Raw genomic sequence first — 21,585 nt, 5'->3', positions numbered from 1 at the left:
CAATCCGGCCCGCAACTGCACCCTCGCAGACCTGCATGAGGGGCCTCATCGCCACGAGTACTCGGGTGCGGAGTGGGACCGGAGAGGCAGGCTGCGGGGAACGCGCTCATGAATCCGGTGCCGTATGCCGAGATGACGCTGCGGGTCTCGCGGGACGGCGGCCAGACCTGGGGGCCGACGCACGTGATCCCGGCCACCGCTCCGCTCGCACCGCTGTACACGTCCGAGTGGCCGCCGTGCCGCTGCGCCCGGTGCGCACCGACGCACAACAGCGCTGAGGCGATCGATCGGAGCGCGTGAGAAACAGCCGCCCGTCCCATGTCTCTCTGGGAGGCGGGCGGGCGGTGCCTGCTACGGCCCCGGAATCGTGCCGTTCCACGGTTGCCGGGCCGTCCGCCTGCCCGGCAGCGTGCGTTGGGCCGCCCCCGTCCCGCCCGGCCGCCCACGTACCCGCTGCCCGCCTAGACGTTCCCCGCCACAACCACCGCAGCCTGCGGCCGAATAGGCAACCGGTTCACCGGCCGCCCCGTCGCCGCGCGGACCGCCGACGCGATCGCCGCCGGGGACGTGACCACAGGGACCGCGCTGGCGGCCTTCGCGCCGAAGGGGGCGACCACGTCGCGTTCCTCCACCAGCTTCACGATGCGGATGTCGGGGGCGTCCAGGGCCGTGGGGAGGGCGTAGCCCGTCAGGTCGGGGTGGCGGATCACGCCTCGGGCCGTGCGGAGGTTCTCCGTCAGGGCCGCGCCCACGCCCTGGGTCACGCCCGCTTCGATACGGGCCGCCAGCTGCGCGGGGTTCAGGACGCGGCCCACGTCCTGCGCCACCGCCAGCTCCACCACCCGGACCGAACCCAGCTCGATGTCCACGTCCACCACCGCGCGGATCGCGCAGAACGCGAGGCCCACGAACGCGTCGCCCTGGCCCGTCTCGTCCAGGGGCTCGGTGGGGTGCGGGCGGCACTGGGCCGTGGCCCAGAGTTCCTTGCCGTCCATCGCCTCGGTGACCGTCGTCGACAGGACGCCGTCGTACGACGTGATCTTGCCGTCGGCGATCTGGAGGAGTTCCGTCGACATGCCGAACTTGTGCGCCAGCGGTTGGAGCAACTGGGTGCGGACCATCTTCGCCGCTCGCTCCACCGCTCCGCCCGACACCCACGTGTGGCGGCCGTGCGTCGCCGCGCCCGCGGGGGGCTGATCGGTGTCCACCGGGGCTACGTGGACCTCCTCGATGCCCAGCGTCTCCTGGACGATCTGGCGGGCCAGCGTCGCGAAGCCCTGGCCGGTGTCGACCGCCGCGCAGATCACCGTGGCCACGCCGTCCTGCACCTTGACCGTGGCCGTCGACACCTCGTCCGTGCCCTCCGCCCCCAGCATGTGGACCATGCCCAGCGCGTAGCCGACGCCCCGGCGCACCGCGCCCGGCTCGCCCGCGCCCTCGGGGCCGCCCGGCAGCAGCCAGTCGTCCTCGGGGTCGTCCTTGGGGAGGGTGGGGAGGGGGAAGTCCCGTACGGCTGAGAGGAGTTCGGCCACCGGGGCCGGGCACGTCACCGTCTGGCCGGTCGGGAGCAGGTCTCCCGTCGCCAGGACGTTGCGCATCCGCAGCTCCGCCGGGTCGATGCCCAGCTTCGCCGCGAGTTTGTCCATCTGGCCCTCGTACGCGGCGCACACCTGCATCGCGCCCTCGCCCCGGACGTGTCCGGACGGCGGGTTGTTCGTGCGGACCGCCCAGCCCTCCACGAAGGCGTGGGGAACGACATACGGGCCGCAGGCGAAGGCCACCGCCGCCGCCAGGGATTCGGATGACGCCTCCGCGTACGCGCCCGCGTCCAGGAGGATCTGGGCCTCCACCTTCACCAAGCGGCCCTCCGCGTCCGCGTGGTGGCGGTAGCGCAGCAGCGTGGGGTGGCGGTGGGAGTGGCCGAGGAAGGACTCCTCGCGGGTGGCCGTCAGCTTCACCGGGCAGCCGGTGCGCAACGCGAGCAGGCCCAGCGGGAGTTGGAAGCCGAGGTCCTCGCGGTCGCCGGTCGCGCCGGGGACGCCCGTCACCACGATCTTCACGCGCTCCGGGTCCAGGCCGAAGCACGCCGCCGCCAGGTCGCGGTCGGCGTGCGGGTCGGTGGACGCGGTGTAGAGCTCCACGCCGCCGTCGGGGCGCGGTACCGCGAGGCCCGCCTCGGCGCCGATCGGGGCCGGGTCCTGGCGGCCGATCCGGTACAGGCCCTCCACGACGACCTCGCCGGTGACGTCCGGGTCGCCGTACTGGAGCGGGATGTGGCGGATCAAGTTGCCGTCGGGGTGCAGCGGTTCGGCCGCGAACGCCTTCTCCGGGTCGGTGACCGGCTCCAGGACCTCGTACTCGACCGTGATCGCCGCGGCGGCGAGCCGGGCCGTGTCCGGGTGGTCGGCGGCGACGGCCGCGATGGGCTCGCCGTGGTGGCGTACGACGTCGGCGGCGAAGACCGGGCGGTCCGCGATGCCCCGGCCGTGGGCCGCATCGCCGGGCACGTCGGCGTGGGTCACCACGGCCCGGACGCCCGGCATCTCGGTCGCCGCCGAGGTGTCGATCGAGACGATACGGGCGGAGGCGTGCGGGGCGCGCAGGACGGCCGCCCACAGCAGGCCCTCGGCCCACAGGTCGGCCGCGTACGGGAACGTGCCCTCGGTCTTGGCGCGCGCGTCGATCGGGCGCAGCGAGGCGCCGATCCCCCGCCCGGGGGTGGCCTGCCGCTCCTGGCCGGTGCCCGCCCCGTCGACCGCCGCGGTCGTCGCGGTGGCTGCGTCGTTGCTCACGCGATGCCTCCGTCGTGCGTGTGCGGGGGCTGGACGCCGCCGGCCCCGGGACCTGCCTGATGGGGAATGCGCGCTTCGTCCGGGAACCCGGCGCCGTCGTCGGGCCCGGCGGCCTCGCTCGCCTGCGCCGCGCGCCCGGCCGCCACCTCGCGTACGGCGTCGAGCACGCCCCGGTAGCCGGAGCAGCGGCAGAGGTTGCCGCAGAGCGCCTGCCGGGTCTCCAGCTCGGTGGGCGCGTGGTTGCCCTCCAGCAGGTCGTGGACGGTCATGGCCATGCCGGGGATGCAGAAACCGCACTGCACGGCCCCGCACTCGGCGAGCGCGCGCTGCACGTCGGACGGCTCGCCGTCGACGGCCAGGCCCTCGACCGTACGCACCTCGGAGCCGGCGGCGGTCGCCGCGGGCACCAGGCAGGAGGCGACCAGACGGCCGTCTACCTGCACGTTGCACGCGCCGCACTCGCCCTGCGAGCAGCCGTCCTTGGCCCCGGCGAGGCCCAGGCGCTCGCGCAGCACATAGAGCAGCGACTCACCGACCCACGCCTCGGTGACCGGCCGGTCGGAACCGTTCACGCGCAGCACGTACGAGGCGCGCGGGTGCTCCAGGTCGGCGGCGGGGGTCAGGTCCGGGACCGGCTCCTGATCCGTCTCCGGCTCGGGTTCCGTTTCCCGTACGGGCTCGGGCAGCGGGTCCGGTACGTGCTCGGGCTCCGGCAGCGGCCCGCCGACGGCCACGGGCTGCGGCAGCGGCTGATGGGCGTGGGGCTCGGGGGCGTGGACCGGTTCGGCGACGGGGACGGGGACGGGCTGCGGCTCCTCGTCGACCACCGCGTCCGACTCCTCGCGGACCTCCGCGTGAACGTCCTCGCGCGCGTGGCCGTGCACGTCCTCCAGCGCGTCCGGCAGTACGTGCAGGTCGGGCTCGTGCAGCTCCGGCTCGTGCGCGACCGGCTCGTGCGGCTCCGGCTCCCGTACGTCCGGCGTGAACGCGGCCGACCACGGGGTCGGCTCGGCGCCGCCCAGGGTCGAGCCGGGGCCGGGCGCGGGCCAGGAGACGGCGTGCTCGTCCCGTACGGGCGCGTCGAGCTCCGCCGGGAGCGCGGCGGCGGCAGGCGCCTCCACCGCGGGCTCAGGCTCCGAGTGCTGGGTCGCCCAGGGCGCGGGCGCGCCGCCGGGCAGGGTCGCGGGCGGCGTCGTACCCCACTGCTCGATGAGCGAGGATGTACTGAATTCGCCCGATTCATCCGGCAGTTCGCCCTGGGCGACCGGGATCGTCCACTGGCCGGTCAGCGCGGAGTCGTCCTGGAACGTCCACTGGCCGGTGGCGTGGCGGTCCGGCAGCGGGTCGCCCAGCGGGTCCGGCTCGGGCTGCGGGGGCGCGGGCACGGCGGCCGGGTCGGGCCACTGCACCGAGCGCACCTGCCCCTCGCCCCGGTCCGGCTCGGGCAGCGGCGTCGGGATGCTCCAGGTGCCGGTCGCGGCCGGGTCGGTCGCGGCGGCGGGCGTCAACGGCACGATCATCGGCGGCACATAGCCGTGGCCGGGCGCGGCCAGCGGGTCGCCGCCGAGCAGCGCGTCGAGGTCGGCGGGCAGTTGCACGAAGGCGGTGGCGCCGTCGTCGTAGTCGCCCTGCGGGACCGGCTGCCAGCCGCCCGTACCGCGCTCGTGCTCACGCTCGTGGTTGTCGCTCACGACAGCGCCCTCCCCAGTGCTCGTCGGGCCAGCGCGGCGACCGTGCGCCGCAGGTGCAGTACGGCGGGCGACAGGGCCGGGCCCGGGGTGCCGTCGGCCGCGGGCGCCGGGTCCGGGATGCAGGCGGCGGCCACGTACTCGCCGAAGGCGTTCAGCGCCTCCGGGGCCAGCGCGGCGCGCTCCCCGTCCCAGTCGATCAGCGAGGCGATCCAGCGCTCGGCCTCCAGCGGCCGCAGCGGCATCGGGGCGATCGCGCCGACCGCGCAGCGCACCCCGCGCCGGGCCGGGTCCAGGACGACCGCGACGGAGGCGGTGGCGCGGCCCGGGCCGGTGCGGCCGGTCGCCTTGAGGAAGACCTGCGGGGCGTGCAGCAGCGGCACGCTGACGTGGCCGATGAGTTCGGCGGGGGCGAGCATCTCGCGCCCGGCCAGCAGGTGCGAGACCGGGATCTCGCGGCGGGCGCCCTCGGGGCCCGCGATGACCAGGGTGGCTTCGAGCGCGGCGAGCACGGGCAGCGCGTCACCGGTGGGCGCGGCCGAGGCGATGTTGCCGCCGAGGGTGCCCGCGTTGCGGATCTGCGGGGGCCCTGCGGCGCGCGCGGCCGCCGCGAGGGCCGGGATGAGCGCCGCGAAGTCCGGGCGGCCCATCCGGGCGTGCGTGAGACCGGCGCCGAGCAGCGCGTGGCCGTCCTGGTACTGCCAGCCGCGGATCTCGTTGATCCGGCCGAGCCCGACGAGGCCGGCGGGGCGCAGCAGCCCCCGGTTGACGGCCGCCATCAGATCGGTGCCGCCCGCGACGGGCACGGCGGCGGGCATGGCGGCGAGCGCCGCCACGGCCTCGTCGAGCGAGGCCGGCAGTGTCACCGACTGCGCCTGCTGCGGTGCGTGCGTGGTCAACCCAGCTGCCCCTTCCCGGTCTCCCGGCTGTCCCGACGGTGTCTGGCTGTGCGGCTGCATGCTGGCCGTACCGTACGTGCTCACAGCCCGGACGTGGCAACTCTGGCACATCTTCCGAGCCGACCGACGCGAGGGTCCGCGAAGGACAGATCCGTCCCCCACAAGGGGAATGGTCCGAATTCGCAGGTGTTGTACGACTTATCCGCACGGGGTGGTCGCGGCTCACGGTTCCAGGATCCCGGGCGGCGGGCCCCCGTCTTGCGCCCCGGCTCACACGTTTGGGGGCGACCCGTCGATCGGGCGTCCGATCACCCCCGGGCGCTTCTGCCACGGCAACGGGCCGCCGGGCGGGCGGAACGCGACGCCGAGCGCGTCAAGTCGCCCGTAATGCGCCTCCATTCGCCGTTCGAACGCGGCGAAATCACGCTCTTCGGGCTCGGGCAGCGCCGACCAGGCCACCTCGGCGAAGGCGGCGAGCCGGGGGAACACCTGGTAGTCCACCCGCGCCTGGTCCCGCATCACCTCGGTCCAGACGTTGGCCTGGGTGCCCAGCACATGCGCCGCCTCGGCCTCGGTGAGCTGCGGTGGAACGGGCTCGAAGCGGTAGACGTCTTCCAGTGTGCGTACGTATCCGATGGGCATCGGCTCGTCGGACCCGGCGGCCTGCCGGTGGTCCAAGTAGACCTGCTGCTCAGGGCACATGACGACGTCGTGGCCCGCCCGCGCGGCCTCGATGCCGCCCGCGTAGCCGCGCCACGACGAGACGGCGGCGCCGGGCGCCAGGCCGCCCTCCAGGATCTCGTCCCAGCCGATGAGGCGGCGGCCCCGGTCGGCGAGCCAGCGGTCGAAGTGGCGGATGAACCACGACTGGAGCGCGTCCTCGTCCGCGAGCCCGAGTTCCTTGATGCGCGCCTGCGCGGCCGGGGACGCCTTCCACTGGTCCTTGGGGCACTCGTCGCCGCCGATGTGGACGAACGGCGAAGTGGCCGCGGGGAAGAGTTCGAGGACTTCTTCGAGTACGCCCTCGTAGAAGCGGAGGGTGTTGTCAGTGGGGGCGAGTACGTTCGGATTGACGCCCCAGGTGTCCCAGACGGAGAGGCGGGTCGTGTCGATGACGTCGGTGTTGCCCAGTTCGGGGTATGCGGCGATGGCCGCCTGCGAGTGGCCCGGGATGTCGATTTCCGGAACCACCGAGATATGCCGCTCGGCGGCGTACGCGACGATCTCGCGGATGTCGTCCTGGGTGTAGTAGCCGCCGTGCGGCTCCTCGTCCCACAACTCGGACGCGCGATGGCCGTATTTGGTCCGTGAACGCCACGCTCCGACCTCGGTGAGCCTCGGGAAGCGCTTGATCTCGATGCGCCAGCCCTGGTCGTCGGTGAGGTGGAAGTGGAAGACGTTGAGCTTGTGCGCGGCGAGCAGATCGAGGTAACGCAGCACGCCGTCCTTGGGCGTGAAGTGACGTGAGACGTCGAGCATGAGGCCGCGCCAGGGGAAACGGGGGGCGTCCTCGACCGTGACCAGTGGCAGGTCCCAGTCACGCCCCGCCATGACGGGTGCCCGGCGGAACGCCTCGGGGCCGAGCAGTTGACGGAGCGTCTGAGCGCCCCAGAACACCCCGGCGGCACTGCCGCCCTCGATGAGGACGGCGACGTCGGCGACCGAGCCGTCCGTCGAGAGCCGGTAGCCCTCGGGGCCCAGCTCGCGCTCCACGTCGGCGCTGATCCGCAGCCGTACGGCGTGCGGCCCGGCGCCGTCCGGGAGCGGCAGCCCCGTGGCGGCGCCGACCGCCGCGCGCAGCCAGCGTGCGACGCCGCCGGTGCCGGGGCCCGCGTCCAGCGAGGTGCGTTCGTCGAGCGAGAAGTAGCCGGGGCTGTCGGCACGGCATTCCGAGCTGCGCGGCGCCGGGATCAGATCCGCAGAAGTCATGGCCATGCGGCACACGCTAACCCCGGTAGTACTGCGACTGCGGGCCGTCGGTGGCTAAGCGCGCAGTTCCCCGCGCCCCTCAGGCATCAGGGGCGCGGGGCATTGCGCGAGCAAGGCGGCACGGTCCGCGGCCAGAAACGCACCGCACCCCGAACGGCGCTACTTCTTGTCCTTGTCCTTGCCCTTGTCTCCGCCCGCGCCCATGGACTCGTAGATCTCCTTGCACATCGGGCAGACCGGGTACTTCTTCGGGTCACGGCCCGGCACCCAGACCTTGCCGCAGAGCGCGACGACGGGGGTCCCGTCGAGCGCGCTCGCCATGATCTTGTCCTTCTGGACGTAGTGGGCGAAGCGCTCGTGGTCGCCGTCGCCGTTCGATACCTGCGGTACCGGCTCTACGAGGGTCCCCGTACCTGCCCCGCGCTCGGGCTCAAGAGTGCTCATAAGTTCCTAGCGTACTGAAGCGCGGCGGCATCAGTTGAGCGAAGGGTCGTCGGGGTACGTCGCCACCATCGCCAGTTCGCTGCGCTGGCGGCGCAGCACCGCGCGCCACAGCGATTCCGGTTCCGGTGAGGAGACGTCGCCCGGTTCGGACTCCACCACGTACCAGGCCCCGTCGCTCAGCTCGTCCTCCAGCTGGCCCGGGCCCCAGCCCGAGTAGCCGGCGAAGATCCGCAGCGAGCCCAGGGCCGCCGCGAGCAGTTCCGGGGGCGCCTCCAGGTCGACCAGGCCGATCGCCCCGTACACCCGGCGCCAGCCGAGCGGCCCCTCGTCGCCGGGGATGACGGCGACGCCGAGGGCGGAGTCGAGGGAGACCGGGCCGCCCTGGAAGACCACCCCGGGCTCGCCCGCGAGCGAGGCCCACGGCTCCAGGATGTCGCCGACGGTGACCGGGGTCGGGCGGTTCAGGACCACGCCGAGGGAGCCCTCCTCGTCGTGGTCGAGGAGCAGCACCACCGCGCGGTCGAAGTTCGGATCCGCGAGGGCGGGGGTGGCGACGAGCAGCCGCCCTGTGAGCGAGGACACCTCGGTCATGCGGACATGATCCCGCATCTTCGGCCCCGGCGGGGAGCGCACGGCAGCAATGGGGCGCGACCGTTTCCGGCCACGGAGCGCGGTGACGCTGCGCAGAACTCCCTTGAGCGGAGCGTGTTGTGGCAAATTCATTACGGTTGCGAAGCCCCCTCGCCCTTACGGGACATGGGTCCAGGCCCCTTACCCTTTTCTCTGGCCCCCTGCCCGACGATTCCGGAACGCGAGATTCATGACCGGCACAGACGATGTACTGCTTGTCCACGGCGGAACCCCGCTGGAGGGCGAGATCCGCGTCCGCGGCGCGAAGAACCTCGTGCCGAAGGCGATGGTCGCCGCCCTGCTCGGCAGCGGTCCGAGCCGGCTGCGCAATGTGCCCGACATCCGCGACGTACGCGTCGTACGCGGCCTGCTGCAGCTGCACGGGGTGACCGTCCGCCCCGGCGAGGAGCCGGGCGAGCTGATTCTCGACCCGTCGCATGTCGAAAGCGCGAACGTCGCCGACATCGACGCGCACGCGGGGTCCTCGCGGATCCCGATCCTGCTCTGCGGCCCGCTGCTGCACCGGCTCGGCCACGCCTTCATCCCGGGCCTGGGCGGCTGCGACATCGGCGGCCGGCCGATCGACTTCCACTTCGAGGTGCTGCGGCAGTTCGGCGCGACCATCGAGAAGCGTGCCGACGGCCAGTACCTGGAGGCCCCGCAGCGCCTGCGCGGCACGAAGATCCGCCTCCCGTACCCGTCGGTCGGCGCGACCGAGCAGGTGCTGCTCACGGCCGTCCTGGCCGAGGGTGTGACCGAGCTCTCCAACGCCGCCGTGGAGCCGGAGATCGAGGACCTCATCTGCGTACTGCAGAAGATGGGCGCGATCATCGCCATGGACACCGACCGGACCATCCGGATCACCGGTGTCGACAGCCTCGGCGGCTACACCCACCGCGCCCTCTCGGACCGCCTGGAGGCCGCCTCCTGGGCGTCCGCGGCGCTCGCGACCGAGGGCAACATCTACGTCCGCGGCGCGCAGCAGCGGTCGATGATGACCTTCCTGAACACGTACCGGAAGGTCGGCGGCGCCTTCGAGATCGACGACGAGGGCATCCGGTTCTGGCACCCGGGCGGCTCGCTCAAGTCGATCGCCCTGGAGACGGACGTCCACCCCGGCTTCCAGACCGACTGGCAGCAGCCGCTGGTCGTGGCCCTGACGCAGGCCACGGGCCTGTCGATCGTCCACGAGACGGTGTACGAGTCGCGGCTCGGCTTCACCTCGGCGCTGAACCAGATGGGCGCGCACATCCAGCTGTACCGCGAGTGCCTCGGTGGCTCCGACTGCCGCTTCGGGCAGCGGAACTTCCTGCACTCCGCGGTCGTGAGCGGCCCCACGAAGCTCCAGGGCGCCGATCTGGTGATCCCGGACCTCCGGGGCGGTTTCTCGTACCTGATCGCCGCGCTGGCCGCCCAGGGGACGTCCCGGGTCCATGGCATCGACCTGATCAACCGGGGTTACGAGAACTTCATGGAGAAGCTGGTGGAGCTCGGCGCGAAGGTGGAGCTCCCGAACGGCGCGCTCAGCTGACCCTGGGGGTTCACCCCACCCCGCCCCTTCCCTAAACCCTCCGGGGGTGGGTGGGGGCGGAGGTGGTTCTCCCGGGGGCTACGCCCCCGGACCCCTGGCGGGGGCAGCGCCCCCTGCACCCCGCTCACGACGAAGGGCGGCCACCCCCCTCCACGGGGGTGGCCGCCCTTCGTCGTTAAAGCCAAGCGGTCCGCAAAGGGAACGCTTACTTGCCCTTCGCGGCTTCCTTGAGCTTCGAGCCCGCGGAGACCTTCACGCTGAAGCCGGCCGGGATGTCGATCGGCTCACCGGTCTGCGGGTTGCGCGCGGTGCGAGCGGCACGGTGGGTGCGCTCGAAGGTCAGGAAGCCGGGGATGGTGACCTTCTCGTCGCCCTTGGCGACGATCTCGCCGACGGTCTCGGCGAACGCGGCCAGAACGGCGTCGGCGTCCTTGCGGGTCACCTCGGCGCGGTCGGCCAGCGCGGCCACCAGCTCACTGCGGTTCATGTTCTTACTCCCGTGTTCTTCTTGCCTGTGAGGCGTGAGATCGAAGCCGATGCTGCCAGGGTCCTCGGTCAGTCCCCGGACCCGGGTCCGTTCCCACGACGCTCGCGTCCTTGGGGGTTCCCCCTGGACGAAGTCCTTGGGGGAGCATCCTGCCCCCACCTGTGGCGGGAAAGCCAATCCGGCACCCTCCGGAGTCACACGAAAAGCGCCACAGCCTGCTGTTGGTGACGCTCCGTCGACTCTGCGGAGACTGAATGGAACCGCCGGAGCGGATGCGGGGTCATGGTCCGCCACCCTACGGGCGGCCCCACAACCCCGCATCCCGCGACGCGCCGGACGCTCAGAAGGCGGCCTGGGCCGCCGTGCGCACCGCTCCCGCGACCGCTCCCGCGACCTTGTCGTTGAAGACCGAGGGGATGATGTAGTTCGGGTTGAGCTCGTCCTCGCTCACCACGTCCGCCAGCGCCGTCGCGGCGGCCAGCATCATGTCCGTGTTGACCGTACGGGACTGGGCGTCCAGCAGGCCGCGGAAGACGCCCGGGAAGACCAGCACGTTGTTGATCTGGTTCGGGAAGTCCGAGCGGCCGGTGGCCACCACGGCGGCCGTCTCGCGCGCCACGCCCGGCTCGACCTCCGGGTCCGGGTTCGCGAGCGCGAAGACGATGGCGCCGTCGGCCATCGCGGCCACGTCGTCGCCGTTCAGGACGTTGGGGGCGGAGACGCCGATGAAGACGTCGGCGCCGACCACGGCCTCCTTCAGAGTGCCCGTCAGGCCCTCCGGGTTGGTGTTCTCGGCGATCCAGCGCAGCGCCGCCATGTCGCTGCCCGCCTCGGGGCCCGCCAGGTCCGCGCGGCCCGAGTGGACGACGCCCTGGATGTCGGCGACGACCGCGTTCTTCACGCCGGCCGCGACGAGCAGCTTGAGGATGGCCGTACCGGCCGCGCCCGCGCCGGACATGACGACCCGTACGTCCCCGATGCCCTTGCCGACCACGCGCAGCGCGTTGGTGAGCGCGGCGAGCACCACGATGGCGGTGCCGTGCTGGTCGTCGTGGAAGACGGGGATGTCGAGGGCCTCGCGCAGGCGGGCCTCGATCTCGAAGCAGCGCGGGGCCGAGATGTCTTCCAGGTTGATGCCCGCGAAGCCGGGGGCGATCGCCTTGACGATCGAGACGATCTCGTCGGTGTCCTGGGTGTCCAGGCAGATCGGCCAGGCGTCGATGTCGGCGAAGCGCTTGAAGAGGGCCGCCTTGCCCTCCATGACCGGCATGGCGGCCATCGGGCCGATGTTGCCGAGGCCGAGGACGGCCGAGCCGTCGGTGACGACCGCGACGGTGTTGCGCTTGATGGTGAGGCGGCGGGCGTCCTCGGGGTTCTCGGCGATCGCCATGCACACCCGGGCGACACCCGGGGTGTAGATCATCGAGAGGTCGTCACGGTTGCGGATGGGGTGCTTCGACTGCATCTCGATCTTGCCGCCGAGGTGCATCAGGAACGTACGGTCGGAGACCTTGCCGAGGGTGACGCCCTCGATCCCGCGCAGCTTCTCGACGATCTCGTCGGCGTGCGCGGTGGAGGTGGCCGCGATGGTGACGTCGATCCGCAGCTTCTCGTGGCCGGAGGCGGTCACGTCGAGGCCGGTGACCGAACCGCCGGAGGACTCCACGGCCGTGGTGAGCTGGGAGACCGCCGTTCCGCTGGCGGGCACCTCCAGCCGGACCGTCATCGAGTACGAGACGCTGGGCGCCGTTGCCATGACCGGGTTCCTCTGCTTTCCCTAGCTTCGTTGCTAGCGCCGCGCCGGCTGTTGCCGGGCAACGCCATCCGATGTTCGCACCTACCGGCGGGTAGCCGGTAACGCGGTCTGTCCTGCGGAAAACAGTTTCCACCATACGAGAGTCGATCGCCGGGCGGAAGCCCCGAAAACGCGCGCCGGAGGACCCGGAAAGCACAACAGGCCCACGCCATCGGAAGATGACGTGGGCCTGTTGCTGACGTTAAAGACACCGACCCGCCATGCTCGCCTCGCGGCAAGTGGTCGCTCTAGGCGACTAAGGTTGGGCCCGGGGGCTTGGATCGAGCCGGTGCCGTATCCAGGCTAACAAACCACCCCGGCAAGTGATTCAAGCATCGCGAGTTGACTCGGATTCAGTACCGGGTCGGCTCAGCCCCTCCATGGCGCCCCCTCAGTCCCGCAGCAGGTCCGGCACCCCGTTCGCGTCCGGCTCGTCGCGCTCGCCCGCGAGGACCGTGAACTGCTGGGTGGCCCGGGTCAGCGCCACGTACAGCACCCGCAGCCCGGCGGGCGACTCGTCGGCGATCTCGGCGGGCGATACGACGACGGTGGCGTCGTACTCCAGACCCTTCGCCTCCAGGCTGCCGAGCGCCACCACGCGCTCGCCGAGGCCCGCGAGCCAGCGTGCGGCCTGCTCGCGCCGACGCATCGCCACGACCACGCCCACCGTGCCGTCGACCTGGTCGAGCAGCCGGGCCGCCTCGTCGCGTACCGACTGCGCGAGATCATCCCGTACGACCGCGAAGCGCGGCTCGACGCCCGTGGAGCGCACGGCGGCCGGGGACTTCATGCCCGGCATCGCCAACGCCAGTACGCGCGCGGCCAGTTCGGCGATCTCGGCCGGGTTGCGGTAGTTCACCGTCAGCTCGAAGCGGCGGCGCGGGCGCGAGCCCAGCGCCTCGTCGCGCGCGGCGGCCGCCTCGTCCGGGTCGGACCAGGACGACTGGGCCGGGTCGCCGACGACCGTCCAGGTGGCCGTGCGGCCCCGGCGGCCGACCATCCGCCACTGCATCGGCGTGAGGTCCTGCGCCTCGTCGACGATGACGTGCGCGTACTCGGTGCGCTCCTGGGCCAGGCGCTCCGCGCGCTCGCGCTGGGTCTCCTCGCGCTGCGGCATCAGCTCCTCAAGGCCGGTGAGCGCGTCCAGCGGGTCGTACTCGCGCTTCTTGCGGGGCCGGGCCGGGGTGCCGAGCAGCGTCTGGAGCTCGTCCAGGAGCGCCACGTCGTGCACCGAGAGCGGGCCGTGGCCCTTGGCGTCGAGGCGGGACAGCGAGCGCGCCAGACGCCGGGTCTCGCCGGGCGTGAGCACCCGTCTCGCCCAGCGGCCGAGCCGCCGCTCGTCGCCCATCGCGGCGAGCACCCCGCGCGGGGTGAGCTCGGGCCACCAGGCGTCCAGGAACGCGATGAAGCTGTCCTCGGAGGTGATGTCGTCGTCGAACGACGAGCGCAGCTCGGCGGCCAGCTCCGGGTCCGTGTGCCGCCCGGCCGCGCCGGAGCGGGACCACAGCGCGTCGAGCAGCAGCTTGCGGGCGCGCGGGCGCAGCAGGTTGACCGGCGCGGTCCCGCCGAGCACGGCCTGGCGGATGCGCCGCAGCTCCTCGTTCTCCAGCTCGACGCGGCGCCCGAAGGCGACCACGCGCAGCAGGGTGGGGGTCGTCGCCGCCTTCTCCGCCTGCGGCTCCTCGCCGAACGCGAGCTGAGCGGAGTCCTGTCCCCCGCCCGCGGAATTGGCACCCCGGCCGCCCCGCCGCGTCCGGTTCCGCCCCGGCTCGCCCGTCTCCAGGGCTCCCCGGGCCGCCTGGCGCAGCACCTGGAGCATCCGGGACGAGCCCTTGATACGGGCGACCGCCGGGTCGTCGTAGGCGGTGGCCTCGGCGCCGTCGACCAGGTTGCCGACCGCGCGGATCGCCACCTGGCCCTCCTCGCCGAGCGAGGGCAGCACGCCTTCGGTGTACGCCACGAGCAGCGGGGTCGGCGAGACGATCAGGATGCCGCCCGCGTAGCGGCGGCGGTCCTGGTAGAGCAGATACGCGGCCCGGTGCAGCGCGACCGCCGTCTTGCCGGTGCCGGGGCCGCCCTCCACATACGTGACGGACGCGGCGGGCGCCCGGATCACCAGGTCCTGCTCGGCCTGGATGGAGGCGACGATGTCCCGCATCGTGTGGCTGCGGGCCTGGCCGAGCGCGGCCATCAGGGCGCCGTCGCCGATCACCGCGAGCTCGGTGCCGTCGAGCGTCGCGTTGAGCTCCGGACGCATGAGGTCGTCCTCGACGCCGAGGACCTTGCGGCCCTTGGAGCGGATGACGCGGCGCCGTACGACCCGGCCCGGGTCGACCGGGGTGGAGCGGTAGAACGGCGCGGCGGCGGGCGCCCGCCAGTCGATGACGAGCGGCGCGTAGTCCGAGTCGAGGACGCCGATACGGCCGATGTGGAGCGTCTCGGCGATGTCGGCGTACTTCCCGCCCTCGTCCTCGCGTACGGCCCCCTCGGCGGGCTCCACGGCCGTGTAGGCGCCGTCGGGGCCCTTCTTGCCGTCCCTGCCGAGCAGCAGGTCGATCCGGCCGAAGAGGAAGTCCTCGAATTCGTTGTTCAGGCGGTTGAGATGGATCCCGGCCCTGAAGACCTGGGCGTCCCGCTCGGCGAGCGCGCCGGGCGTGCCCACCTGGCCGCGTTTGGCGGCGTCGTTCATCAGGAACTCCGCCTCGTGGATCTTCTCCTCAAGGCGGCGGTACACCTTGTCCAGGTGTTCCTGTTCGACTCCGATCTCGCGATCTCTGACCGAGTCGACAGCGGCTTCCTGCGCGGCCACCGAGGCCCCCTTCTGACGTGCATTGGGCAGCCGTCAACCGTACGCGAAGGGGGCGGGTCTGTCAGGCGGTGACCAGCCGCTGATCGGTCACGGATCAGGTCACATCCCGGCGCACGGCTCAGGCGGGCACGTCGACCAACGCCTTGCCGTCGAGGGTGCGGACCTCGAAATGATCGATCTGGTCCCGGTTCATGGCGGTACCGCCGTGCACATACAACGGGTACTCCGCCTCCTTGTTCGGGCTGTCCTTGATCCCGTAACCCCACTTGGGCACCGCCCATGTGGTGACCGTCTCCAGCTCGCCGTTCTTGCCGACGGCGATGAGGCTGCACTTCAGCGGGCCCTTGACGTTCTTGAGCTCCAGGACGGTGTGGGTGCCCCACGCCTTCGGCTCGGTGCCCACGGTCGCGGTGACGCCGGTCGTCGCGTCGGTCGCCGCCACCTTCTGGTTCATGTGGTGGAAGAACGCGTCCTCGGCGGGGCTCGTCGGGTGCGGCTCGGCGCTGATGGAGGTGCCGCTGTCGTTGCCGGACGTGGCCACCACCGCGACCGCCGGGCCGCCGATGGCCAGCACGGCCGCGGCCGCCACCAGGTACTGGGTGCGGCGCCGGCGCTTCGCGCGCACGATCGCGACCTCGCTGATCAGGCGCTCGCTCATGCTGGGCGGGGCCGGGCGCAGCGGGCGCTCGGCGGGGCCCGGGAACTCCTTGAGGGTGGCGAGCAGCGGCTCCATGCCGCCGAGCTGGTCGAGCTCGGCCGCGCACAGGTCGCAGCCCGCCAGGTGGGCCTCGAAGGCCGTGGCCTCGGCGTCGTCGAGGATGCCGAGCGCGTACGCCGCGACCGCCTCGTGTTCGGACTGGTACTCCGGCGTGGTCATGCCGTCACCCCCCGTTCCTCCAACGCGAGTTTCATGGACCGCAGGGCGTAGAACACCCGGGACCTGACGGTCCCGCTCGGTACGCCCAGCACCTCGGCCGCTTCATTGACGGTACGTCCTTTGAAGTACGTCTCGACCAGCGCCTCCCGATGGGCGGGCGTCAGGTCGTCGAGTGCGTCCGAGAGCGTCATCAGCCACAGCGCCTTGTCGATCTCGTCCTCCGCGGGCATGACCTCCAGCGGCGACGGATCGACCTCCTGCGGCCGGGCCTGCCGGCTGCGGTGGCCGTCGATGACGATGCGCCGTGCGACCGTCACCAGCCAGGGGCGGACCGAACCGGTCGCTCTGTTGAGCTGACCGGCGTTCTTCCAGGCACGGATGAGCGTCTCCTGCACGACGTCCTCGGCACGCTGGCGATCGCCGGCGACGAGACGGAGCACATACGCGAGCAGCGGACCCGCGTGCTCACGGTAGAGCGCCCGCATCAGCTCCTCGTCCGGAACGGAGCGGTGCCGGGCGCCCTGCGGACGGTCATCGGCCACGGCGGCATCCTTGCGCACCAGAACCTCCCGGTCGAGACCCTGCCCGGCCGCGACTGCGGACGGGCTCCTGTCCCTCCATACGGAGCTCCGGCTGATCCCATTCAACGCCCGGGAAAGTTTTTTCGCACGGGTGGGACGGGAGAGGTTTAAAGGCGGTACATAGGTCGCTTTAAGCGTTTTACGAGGTGACAGCGTCGGCTTGAGAGTTTTGGCCCATGAATTCACGAGGTGGCGGCAACAGCCGCGCGGCGGCGGTGGCGGGCGACTCGTTCCCGGTTGCCGCAGACCTCGCTGGAGCACCAGCGCCGACGACGCCCGCGCGAGGTGTCCAGATAGAGCCGGAAGCAGTTGTCGCCCTCGCACTGGCGCAGCCGGGACCGGTCCTCGGGGTCGGTGAGCAGTTCGACGGCGTCCCGGGCGACCACGGCGAGCAGCGCCGTGCAGTCGGGGTCCCCGCTGAAGGTGCGCACAAGGCGTCCGTCGGCGCCCCGGATCGCACGTACGCCCGGGGGTGCGGCGCCCGCGAGGGCGTTGACCCGCTCCAGGGCCGCGGCGGCGCCGGCGCCCCGGCCGGTGAGCTCGGCGTACACCAACTGCCCGATCTGGTCGCGCAGTTCGGCGAAGCGCACCAGCCACACACCGTCGGCCCGGTCGAGCGGGGTCCCGGCCGGCACCAGACCGGTGCCGAGCAGCCACTGTCCGAGCCGCCCGGCGCTGTCGAGCTGATCGCTGTCGTACGCCCCGGTCGCCACCAGATCCAGACAGATCCGCCCGGAGTCGAACCGCAACATGCGTCACCGCCTATGGGGGTTACCGGTGAGTGCTCTCCCCCAGAGTGCCCGCCCGGGGCCGACGCCGGAACCCCTCCTGCCGCGCCACAACGCCTCTACTCGGCTCTTTCCCTACGCATCCGCGTACTTCGCGTCCGACTCCGGGTCGAGCGCCAGCCGGTAGCCGCGCTTGACCACGGTCTGGATGAGCTTGGGCGCGCCAAGGGCCGTACGCAGCCGGGTCATCGCGGTCTCCACGGCGTGCTCGTCGGTGCCCGAGCCGGGCAGGGCGCCCAGCAGGTCGGCGCGGGAGACGACCCAGCCGGGCCGCTGGGCGAGGGTGCGCAGCAGGGACATCCCGGCGGGCGGGACCGGCCGCAGCTCGCCGTCGACCAGGACCGCGTGCCCCCGGATCTCCACCCGGCGCCCGGCGATGGGCAACGCCCTCGATCGGGCGGGAAGTTCACAGCAGAGCAGCTGGACGAGCGGCCCGAGGCGGAACCGTTCGGGTGCCACCGTCTTGATCCCGTGGGCCTGCAACGGCAGCGCGGTGACCGGCCCGACGCAGGCGGCCAGCACCTCGCGGTCCAGCGCGCTCAGCAGCTCCGGGAGCATCCCGCGCGCCTCGGCCCGGGTGAACAGGGAGGCGGCGGCGGGCGCGCTGGTGAAGGTGAGCGCGTCGAGCCCGCGCGCCACGGTGAGGTCGAGGAGGCGGTCGAGCGGGCCGATGTCCTCGGGCGGCAGCCACCGGTACACCGGTACGCCGACGACCTGGGCGCCCGCCGCCCGCAGCGCCTCCACGAAGCCGGGCAGCGGCTCGCCGTGCAGCTGGACCGCGATCCGGCGGCCCTCGACTCCGTGGTCGAGGAGGCGGTCCAGGACCTCGGCCATGGAGTCGGACGAGGGCGACCACTCCTCGGTGAGTCCGGCGGCCCGTATCGCGCCCTTGGCCTTGGGGCCCCGGGCGAGCAGTTCGGTGCCGCGCAGCCGGGCCAGCAGCGGCTCGCCCAGGCCCCAGCCGTCGGCCGCCTCCACCCAGCCCCGGAAGCCGATCGCGGTGGTGGCCACCACGATGTGCGGCGGCTCGTCGATCAACTCCTTGGTGGCCGAAAGGAGTTCGCTGTCGTTGGCGAGCGGCACGATGCGCAGGGCGGGCCCGTGCACGACGGCTGCGCCACGCCGCTGGAGCAGCGCCCCGAGCTCATCGGCACGGCGGGCGGCGGTGACCCCGACCGTGAAGCCTGCGAGGGGCCGGGGCCCGTGAGGTGTGTCGACCATGGCGGCTCTCCAGTGGGGTGGTGCGGCGGGTCGCCCGAGCCTGTCAACCCCCCATGACAGGGCCGGTTCACGCGCATTTCCCTGGCGTTACGGCAAGGGCTGGTGCGGCGCTGTCCGTGTGCTCTATTACACCCCGGCGTACACCCGCTCCGACGCGGTGGCTTTCGCCACCGGGAAGCGAAGGTATACGGCCCAGGTGACCATGAAGCAGACCGCGTAGAAGGCGAGGAACGACACGAATGCGGCGGTTCCGGTGCCGTTGGACAGGAAGGACTGCCGGAAGGCGAGGTTGATGCCGAGGCCGCCGAGCGCGCCGACCGCCCCGATGAGCCCCATCGCCGCCCCCGACAGCCGCCGCCCGTACGCGACGGCGTCCTCGCCCACCATGCCCTTGGACACCGCACGGGCCTGGAAGATCGCCGGGATCATCTTGTACGTGGACCCGTTGCCGAGCCCGCTGAGCACGAACAGCGAGATGAAGCCGACGAGGAAGACGCCGAGCGACTTCTCGACGGACGCGTAGATCACGACGCCGGTCGCGACCGCCATCGCGGCGAAGTTCCACAGCGTGATCCGCGCCCCGCCGACCCGGTCGGCGAGCAGACCCCCGATGGGCCGGATGACCGAGCCGAGCAGCGGCCCGATGAAGGTGAGCGAGGCGGCCTGGAGCGGGGTGCGCCCGAACTGCGTCTGGAGCACGAGCCCGAAGGCGAAGCTGTACCCGATGAACGATCCGAAGGTGCCGATGTAGAGCAGCGACATGATCCAGGTGTGCCGGTCGCGTACGGCTTCGAGCGCGGCCCCGGTGTCGTTCCTGACGGGCGCGAGGTTGTCCATCTTCCAGGCCGCGCCGACGGCGGCGGCCACGATGAGCGGCACGTACACGGCGAGCACGATGCGCGGATGCGTGGCCCCGGCGGTCCCGATCACGAGCAGCCCGACGAGCTGCACCACGGGCACCCCGATGTTCCCACCCCCGGCATTGAGCCCGAGGGCCCAGCCTTTCTTCCTCAAGGGGAAGAAGGAGTTGATATTGGTCATCGAGGAGGCGAAGTTCCCGCCCCCGATTCCGGCGAGGGCGGCGACGGCCATGAAGGTCGCGTACGAGGTCCCGGGCTTCATCACGGCGTACGCGGCGGCGGTGGGCACCAGCAGGGAAAGCGCGCTGAAAATGGTCCAGTTCCGGCCGCCGAACCTGGCGACGGCGAAGGTGTACGGAATCCGTACGACCGCGCCGACGGCGGTGGCGGTGGATATCAGGAAGAACTTCCCGGCCGGGTCGACGTGGTAGGCGGGCCCCATGAACAGGACCATGACCGACCACATGGACCAGAGGGAGAACCCGATGTGCTCCGAGAAGACGGAGAACAGCAGGTTGCGCCGGGCGATCCTCTCCCCGGTCTCCCGCCAGAAGACCTCGTCCTCGGGATCCCACTCCTGGATCCAACGGCCACTCATGACGCCTCCATGATCGATCGTGTCGTCGCGATGCCATGCGCTGCGCAGGGTTCGTTTCCGGACACCCGACGGTAGGGACACGGGATTTCACCCCCGTGCCGCCGTGTGACCGCCGGGCAACCTTGTGTTCACGCGAGGACGGGGGGTGCGGTGAGGGTGCGACCGACTGTAGGGCGGGGGGAGGGGGCGCGGCGGCCGGTGGCGTCCGCAGTCGAACAGAGGGGGCTGGAGCGGGAGCGGCCCCGTCGCCCGCGACTGACGTACGTCCCTCGCCTCAGTCGCGCTCGCGAAGAGCGGCGACCAGCTCGCGTCCTTCCTTGGCCCCTCGACGCATGAGTACGGCGGCGACGGTGTGAAGCTCGTCCCATGCGTGCGGGCGGCCGACGGCAGCGGCGTCGGGGAGGCTCGCCAGAGCGACGGTCACGGCCTCCGGGGCCTCGCCCGCTCCGGCGAAGGCGTGCGCGAGGCAGGCGCGGTACCACGCCTTGTCGCGCCGGTACTCGTCCGGCAGCGCGTCGAGTCCGACCGCGAGGCGGTCCGCGGCGGCTCGCCAGTCACGCAGGTGGAGCGCGGCCATGCCGCGTTGCAGCGCGAACCACGTCTCGTCGTAGAAGTACATCCAGACCGGCTCGTCCTCGGGGCGCTCGGACGCCCGGGCGATGAGGCTCTCCGCCTCGTCCAGCAGGCGGCGCGTGTCATCCCGCGCTCCGTCGAGCGCATGGCCCCGGGCAGCCATCTGCGCGGCCATGCCCTGCACTCCTGGAGAGGTTCCGGGGGCCGACCATCGGGCGGCCTCCGCGAGCCGCACGCACCGGGTCCCACGACCGCCGGACCACGCCATGTGCGCCTTCATGCTGAGCGTCGTGGCGGCCATATTGGCGTCCCCGGCCTCCAACGCCCACTCGTGCGAGCGGTCGTACCAGGCCAGGGCCGCAGCCGTCTGCGCCTGATCCTGCGCCATCCACGCGAGGAACTGCGCATGCTCGGCGGCCAGCCGTACGACACGGTCGGCCAGGGGCCCGCGCGCACCCGCGTACAGGTCCACGACCGTACGGAGCTGCTGACGCATCACGCCGACCAACGGCCTTGCCCCGATGAGGTCTTCGGCCCTGCGATGCTCGGCCAGCAACCGGTCGAGCCAGTCGAGGGTGGCGGCGTCCACGCGGAGCGAGGCGTCGACCACGCTGGTCACCCGGTGCAGGAGATCGTCGTCCGGCACCGCTCCGGAAAGCCGCAGGCTGGGAACCGCACCGGCGTCCGGTTGTTCCCCTTCCAGCAGGCCGGCGGGAACGCCGAGCCCGACCGCGATGCGCTGCACCACCTCGACAGAGGTCACCCGGCGACGCCCGCGCTCGATGTCCGAAACATCGGGCTGGGCAAGCCCGACGCGTTCCCCGAGCCTCGTCTGACTCAGCCCGGTGAGCTTCCGGTACGTACGGAAGACCGCACCCCAGTCCTCGTCGGCGACCGCCGCGACCAGCTGTGGGTGGGACCACGGGGTCCCGCGCGTTTCCCCCATACCTCAAATATAGGACGGTTCCATAGGGCCATGGGATGGGTTCAACCCACGCTCACCACAAGGGTCTTGGTGACGCACAGCGCCACGACCGGGCGACCGGTCCGGGGCGCGGCCATCAACCATGGGGAGTCGACGAG

At 72.2% G+C, this 21,585-nt stretch carries 16 protein-coding genes; 1 reads left to right on the top strand and 15 read right to left on the bottom strand.

Features of this window, described 5'->3' with window-relative positions; translation table 11 throughout:
* Positions 1–461: 461 nt before the first annotated feature.
* From BG418_RS12620 to BG418_RS12595, 6 genes are all read right to left on the bottom strand, one after another.
* A complete protein-coding gene (locus tag BG418_RS12620; protein WP_188273898.1) occupies positions 462–2,792 on the bottom strand; it encodes a xanthine dehydrogenase family protein molybdopterin-binding subunit in 2,331 nt (776 codons plus the stop codon).
* Positions 2,789–4,483 carry a (2Fe-2S)-binding protein gene (locus tag BG418_RS12615; RefSeq protein WP_188273897.1) on the bottom strand — a complete coding sequence of 565 codons (1,695 nt, stop codon included), beginning with the start codon at positions 4,481–4,483 and terminating at the stop codon, positions 2,789–2,791. The genes BG418_RS12620 and BG418_RS12615 overlap by 4 nt, the downstream gene beginning before the upstream one ends.
* Positions 4,480–5,379 (bottom strand): xanthine dehydrogenase family protein subunit M, encoded by a 900-nt coding sequence (locus BG418_RS12610; RefSeq protein ID WP_188273896.1) that lies wholly within the window; start codon positions 5,377–5,379, stop codon positions 4,480–4,482. The genes BG418_RS12615 and BG418_RS12610 overlap by 4 nt, the downstream gene beginning before the upstream one ends.
* A gap of 270 nt (positions 5,380–5,649) precedes the next feature.
* Positions 5,650–7,308: a beta-N-acetylhexosaminidase gene (locus BG418_RS12605; RefSeq protein ID WP_188273925.1), complete on the bottom strand. Its 1,659-nt coding sequence runs from the start codon at positions 7,306–7,308 to the stop codon at positions 5,650–5,652.
* Between the two features lie 159 nt (positions 7,309–7,467).
* A complete protein-coding gene (locus BG418_RS12600) occupies positions 7,468–7,752 on the bottom strand; it encodes a DUF3039 domain-containing protein (RefSeq protein WP_188273895.1) in 285 nt (94 codons plus the stop codon).
* A 30-nt stretch (positions 7,753–7,782) separates the two neighbouring features.
* Positions 7,783–8,343: a YqgE/AlgH family protein gene (locus BG418_RS12595; RefSeq protein WP_188273894.1), complete on the bottom strand. Its 561-nt coding sequence runs from the start codon at positions 8,341–8,343 to the stop codon at positions 7,783–7,785.
* 229 nt (positions 8,344–8,572) lie between these two features.
* Between BG418_RS12595 and murA the strand changes: the two genes are divergently transcribed.
* Positions 8,573–9,913 carry a UDP-N-acetylglucosamine 1-carboxyvinyltransferase gene (gene murA, locus BG418_RS12590; protein ID WP_188273893.1) on the top strand — a complete coding sequence of 447 codons (1,341 nt, stop codon included), beginning with the start codon at positions 8,573–8,575 and terminating at the stop codon, positions 9,911–9,913.
* Positions 9,914–10,118: 205 nt separating this feature from the next.
* Here murA and BG418_RS12585 read toward each other — a convergent pair whose 3' ends face one another.
* The 9 genes from BG418_RS12585 to BG418_RS12545 all read right to left on the bottom strand — a co-directional run bounded on the left by BG418_RS12585 (position 10,119) and on the right by BG418_RS12545 (position 21,448).
* Positions 10,119–10,400 (bottom strand): HU family DNA-binding protein, encoded by a 282-nt coding sequence (locus BG418_RS12585; protein WP_156726700.1) that lies wholly within the window; start codon positions 10,398–10,400, stop codon positions 10,119–10,121.
* A 340-nt stretch (positions 10,401–10,740) separates the two neighbouring features.
* Positions 10,741–12,156 (bottom strand): NAD-dependent malic enzyme, encoded by a 1,416-nt coding sequence (locus BG418_RS12580; RefSeq protein ID WP_188273892.1) that lies wholly within the window; start codon positions 12,154–12,156, stop codon positions 10,741–10,743.
* 430 nt (positions 12,157–12,586) lie between these two features.
* The gene (locus tag BG418_RS12575) at positions 12,587–15,004 is read right to left on the bottom strand and encodes a UvrD-helicase domain-containing protein (RefSeq protein ID WP_188273891.1); all 2,418 of its coding nucleotides are present in this window, start codon (positions 15,002–15,004) and stop codon (positions 12,587–12,589) included.
* A 118-nt stretch (positions 15,005–15,122) separates the two neighbouring features.
* Positions 15,123–15,881: an anti-sigma factor gene (locus tag BG418_RS12570; protein ID WP_188273890.1), complete on the bottom strand. Its 759-nt coding sequence runs from the start codon at positions 15,879–15,881 to the stop codon at positions 15,123–15,125.
* Positions 15,878–16,441, bottom strand: coding sequence for a sigma-70 family RNA polymerase sigma factor (locus BG418_RS12565; protein WP_101388525.1), 564 nt, complete (start codon positions 16,439–16,441; stop codon positions 15,878–15,880). The genes BG418_RS12570 and BG418_RS12565 overlap by 4 nt, the downstream gene beginning before the upstream one ends.
* Positions 16,442–16,644: 203 nt before the next feature.
* Positions 16,645–17,214, bottom strand: a complete 570-nt coding sequence (locus tag BG418_RS12560; RefSeq protein ID WP_188273889.1) for an ABATE domain-containing protein — start codon at positions 17,212–17,214, stop codon at positions 16,645–16,647.
* A 111-nt stretch (positions 17,215–17,325) separates the two neighbouring features.
* On the bottom strand, positions 17,326–18,471 hold the full coding sequence (locus BG418_RS12555; protein ID WP_188273888.1) for a uroporphyrinogen-III synthase: 1,146 nt from the start codon (positions 18,469–18,471) through the stop codon (positions 17,326–17,328).
* Between the two features lie 126 nt (positions 18,472–18,597).
* Complete coding sequence (locus tag BG418_RS12550; protein ID WP_188273887.1) at positions 18,598–19,929, bottom strand: NarK/NasA family nitrate transporter; 1,332 nt, start codon at positions 19,927–19,929, stop codon at positions 18,598–18,600.
* A 274-nt stretch (positions 19,930–20,203) separates the two neighbouring features.
* A complete protein-coding gene (locus BG418_RS12545; RefSeq protein WP_188273886.1) occupies positions 20,204–21,448 on the bottom strand; it encodes a helix-turn-helix transcriptional regulator in 1,245 nt (414 codons plus the stop codon).
* Positions 21,449–21,585: the final 137 nt, after the last annotated feature.

The organism is Streptomyces sp. CBMA152, assembly GCF_014596475.1.
GTDB lineage: Bacteria > Actinomycetota > Actinomycetes > Streptomycetales > Streptomycetaceae > Streptomyces.
This window is presented reverse-complemented; position numbering and strand designations above follow the sequence as displayed.

What these genes read in the sequence shown, in the direction of transcription:
- BG418_RS12605 (WP_188273925.1), bottom strand. Translation starts at nt 7,308, where the DNA reads ATGACTTCTGCGGATCTGATCCCGGCGCCGCGCAGCTCGGAATGCCGT.
- BG418_RS12600 (WP_188273895.1), bottom strand. Translation starts at nt 7,752, where the DNA reads ATGAGCACTCTTGAGCCCGAGCGCGGGGCAGGTACGGGGACCCTCGTA.
- BG418_RS12595 (WP_188273894.1), bottom strand. Translation starts at nt 8,343, where the DNA reads ATGACCGAGGTGTCCTCGCTCACAGGGCGGCTGCTCGTCGCCACCCCC.
- murA (WP_188273893.1), top strand. Translation starts at nt 8,573, where the DNA reads ATGACCGGCACAGACGATGTACTGCTTGTCCACGGCGGAACCCCGCTG.
- BG418_RS12585 (WP_156726700.1), bottom strand. Translation starts at nt 10,400, where the DNA reads ATGAACCGCAGTGAGCTGGTGGCCGCGCTGGCCGACCGCGCCGAGGTG.
- BG418_RS12580 (WP_188273892.1), bottom strand. Translation starts at nt 12,156, where the DNA reads ATGGCAACGGCGCCCAGCGTCTCGTACTCGATGACGGTCCGGCTGGAG.
- BG418_RS12570 (WP_188273890.1), bottom strand. Translation starts at nt 15,881, where the DNA reads ATGACCACGCCGGAGTACCAGTCCGAACACGAGGCGGTCGCGGCGTAC.
- BG418_RS12560 (WP_188273889.1), bottom strand. Translation starts at nt 17,214, where the DNA reads ATGTTGCGGTTCGACTCCGGGCGGATCTGTCTGGATCTGGTGGCGACC.
- BG418_RS12555 (WP_188273888.1), bottom strand. Translation starts at nt 18,471, where the DNA reads ATGGTCGACACACCTCACGGGCCCCGGCCCCTCGCAGGCTTCACGGTC.
- BG418_RS12550 (WP_188273887.1), bottom strand. Translation starts at nt 19,929, where the DNA reads ATGAGTGGCCGTTGGATCCAGGAGTGGGATCCCGAGGACGAGGTCTTC.
- BG418_RS12545 (WP_188273886.1), bottom strand. Translation starts at nt 21,448, where the DNA reads ATGGGGGAAACGCGCGGGACCCCGTGGTCCCACCCACAGCTGGTCGCG.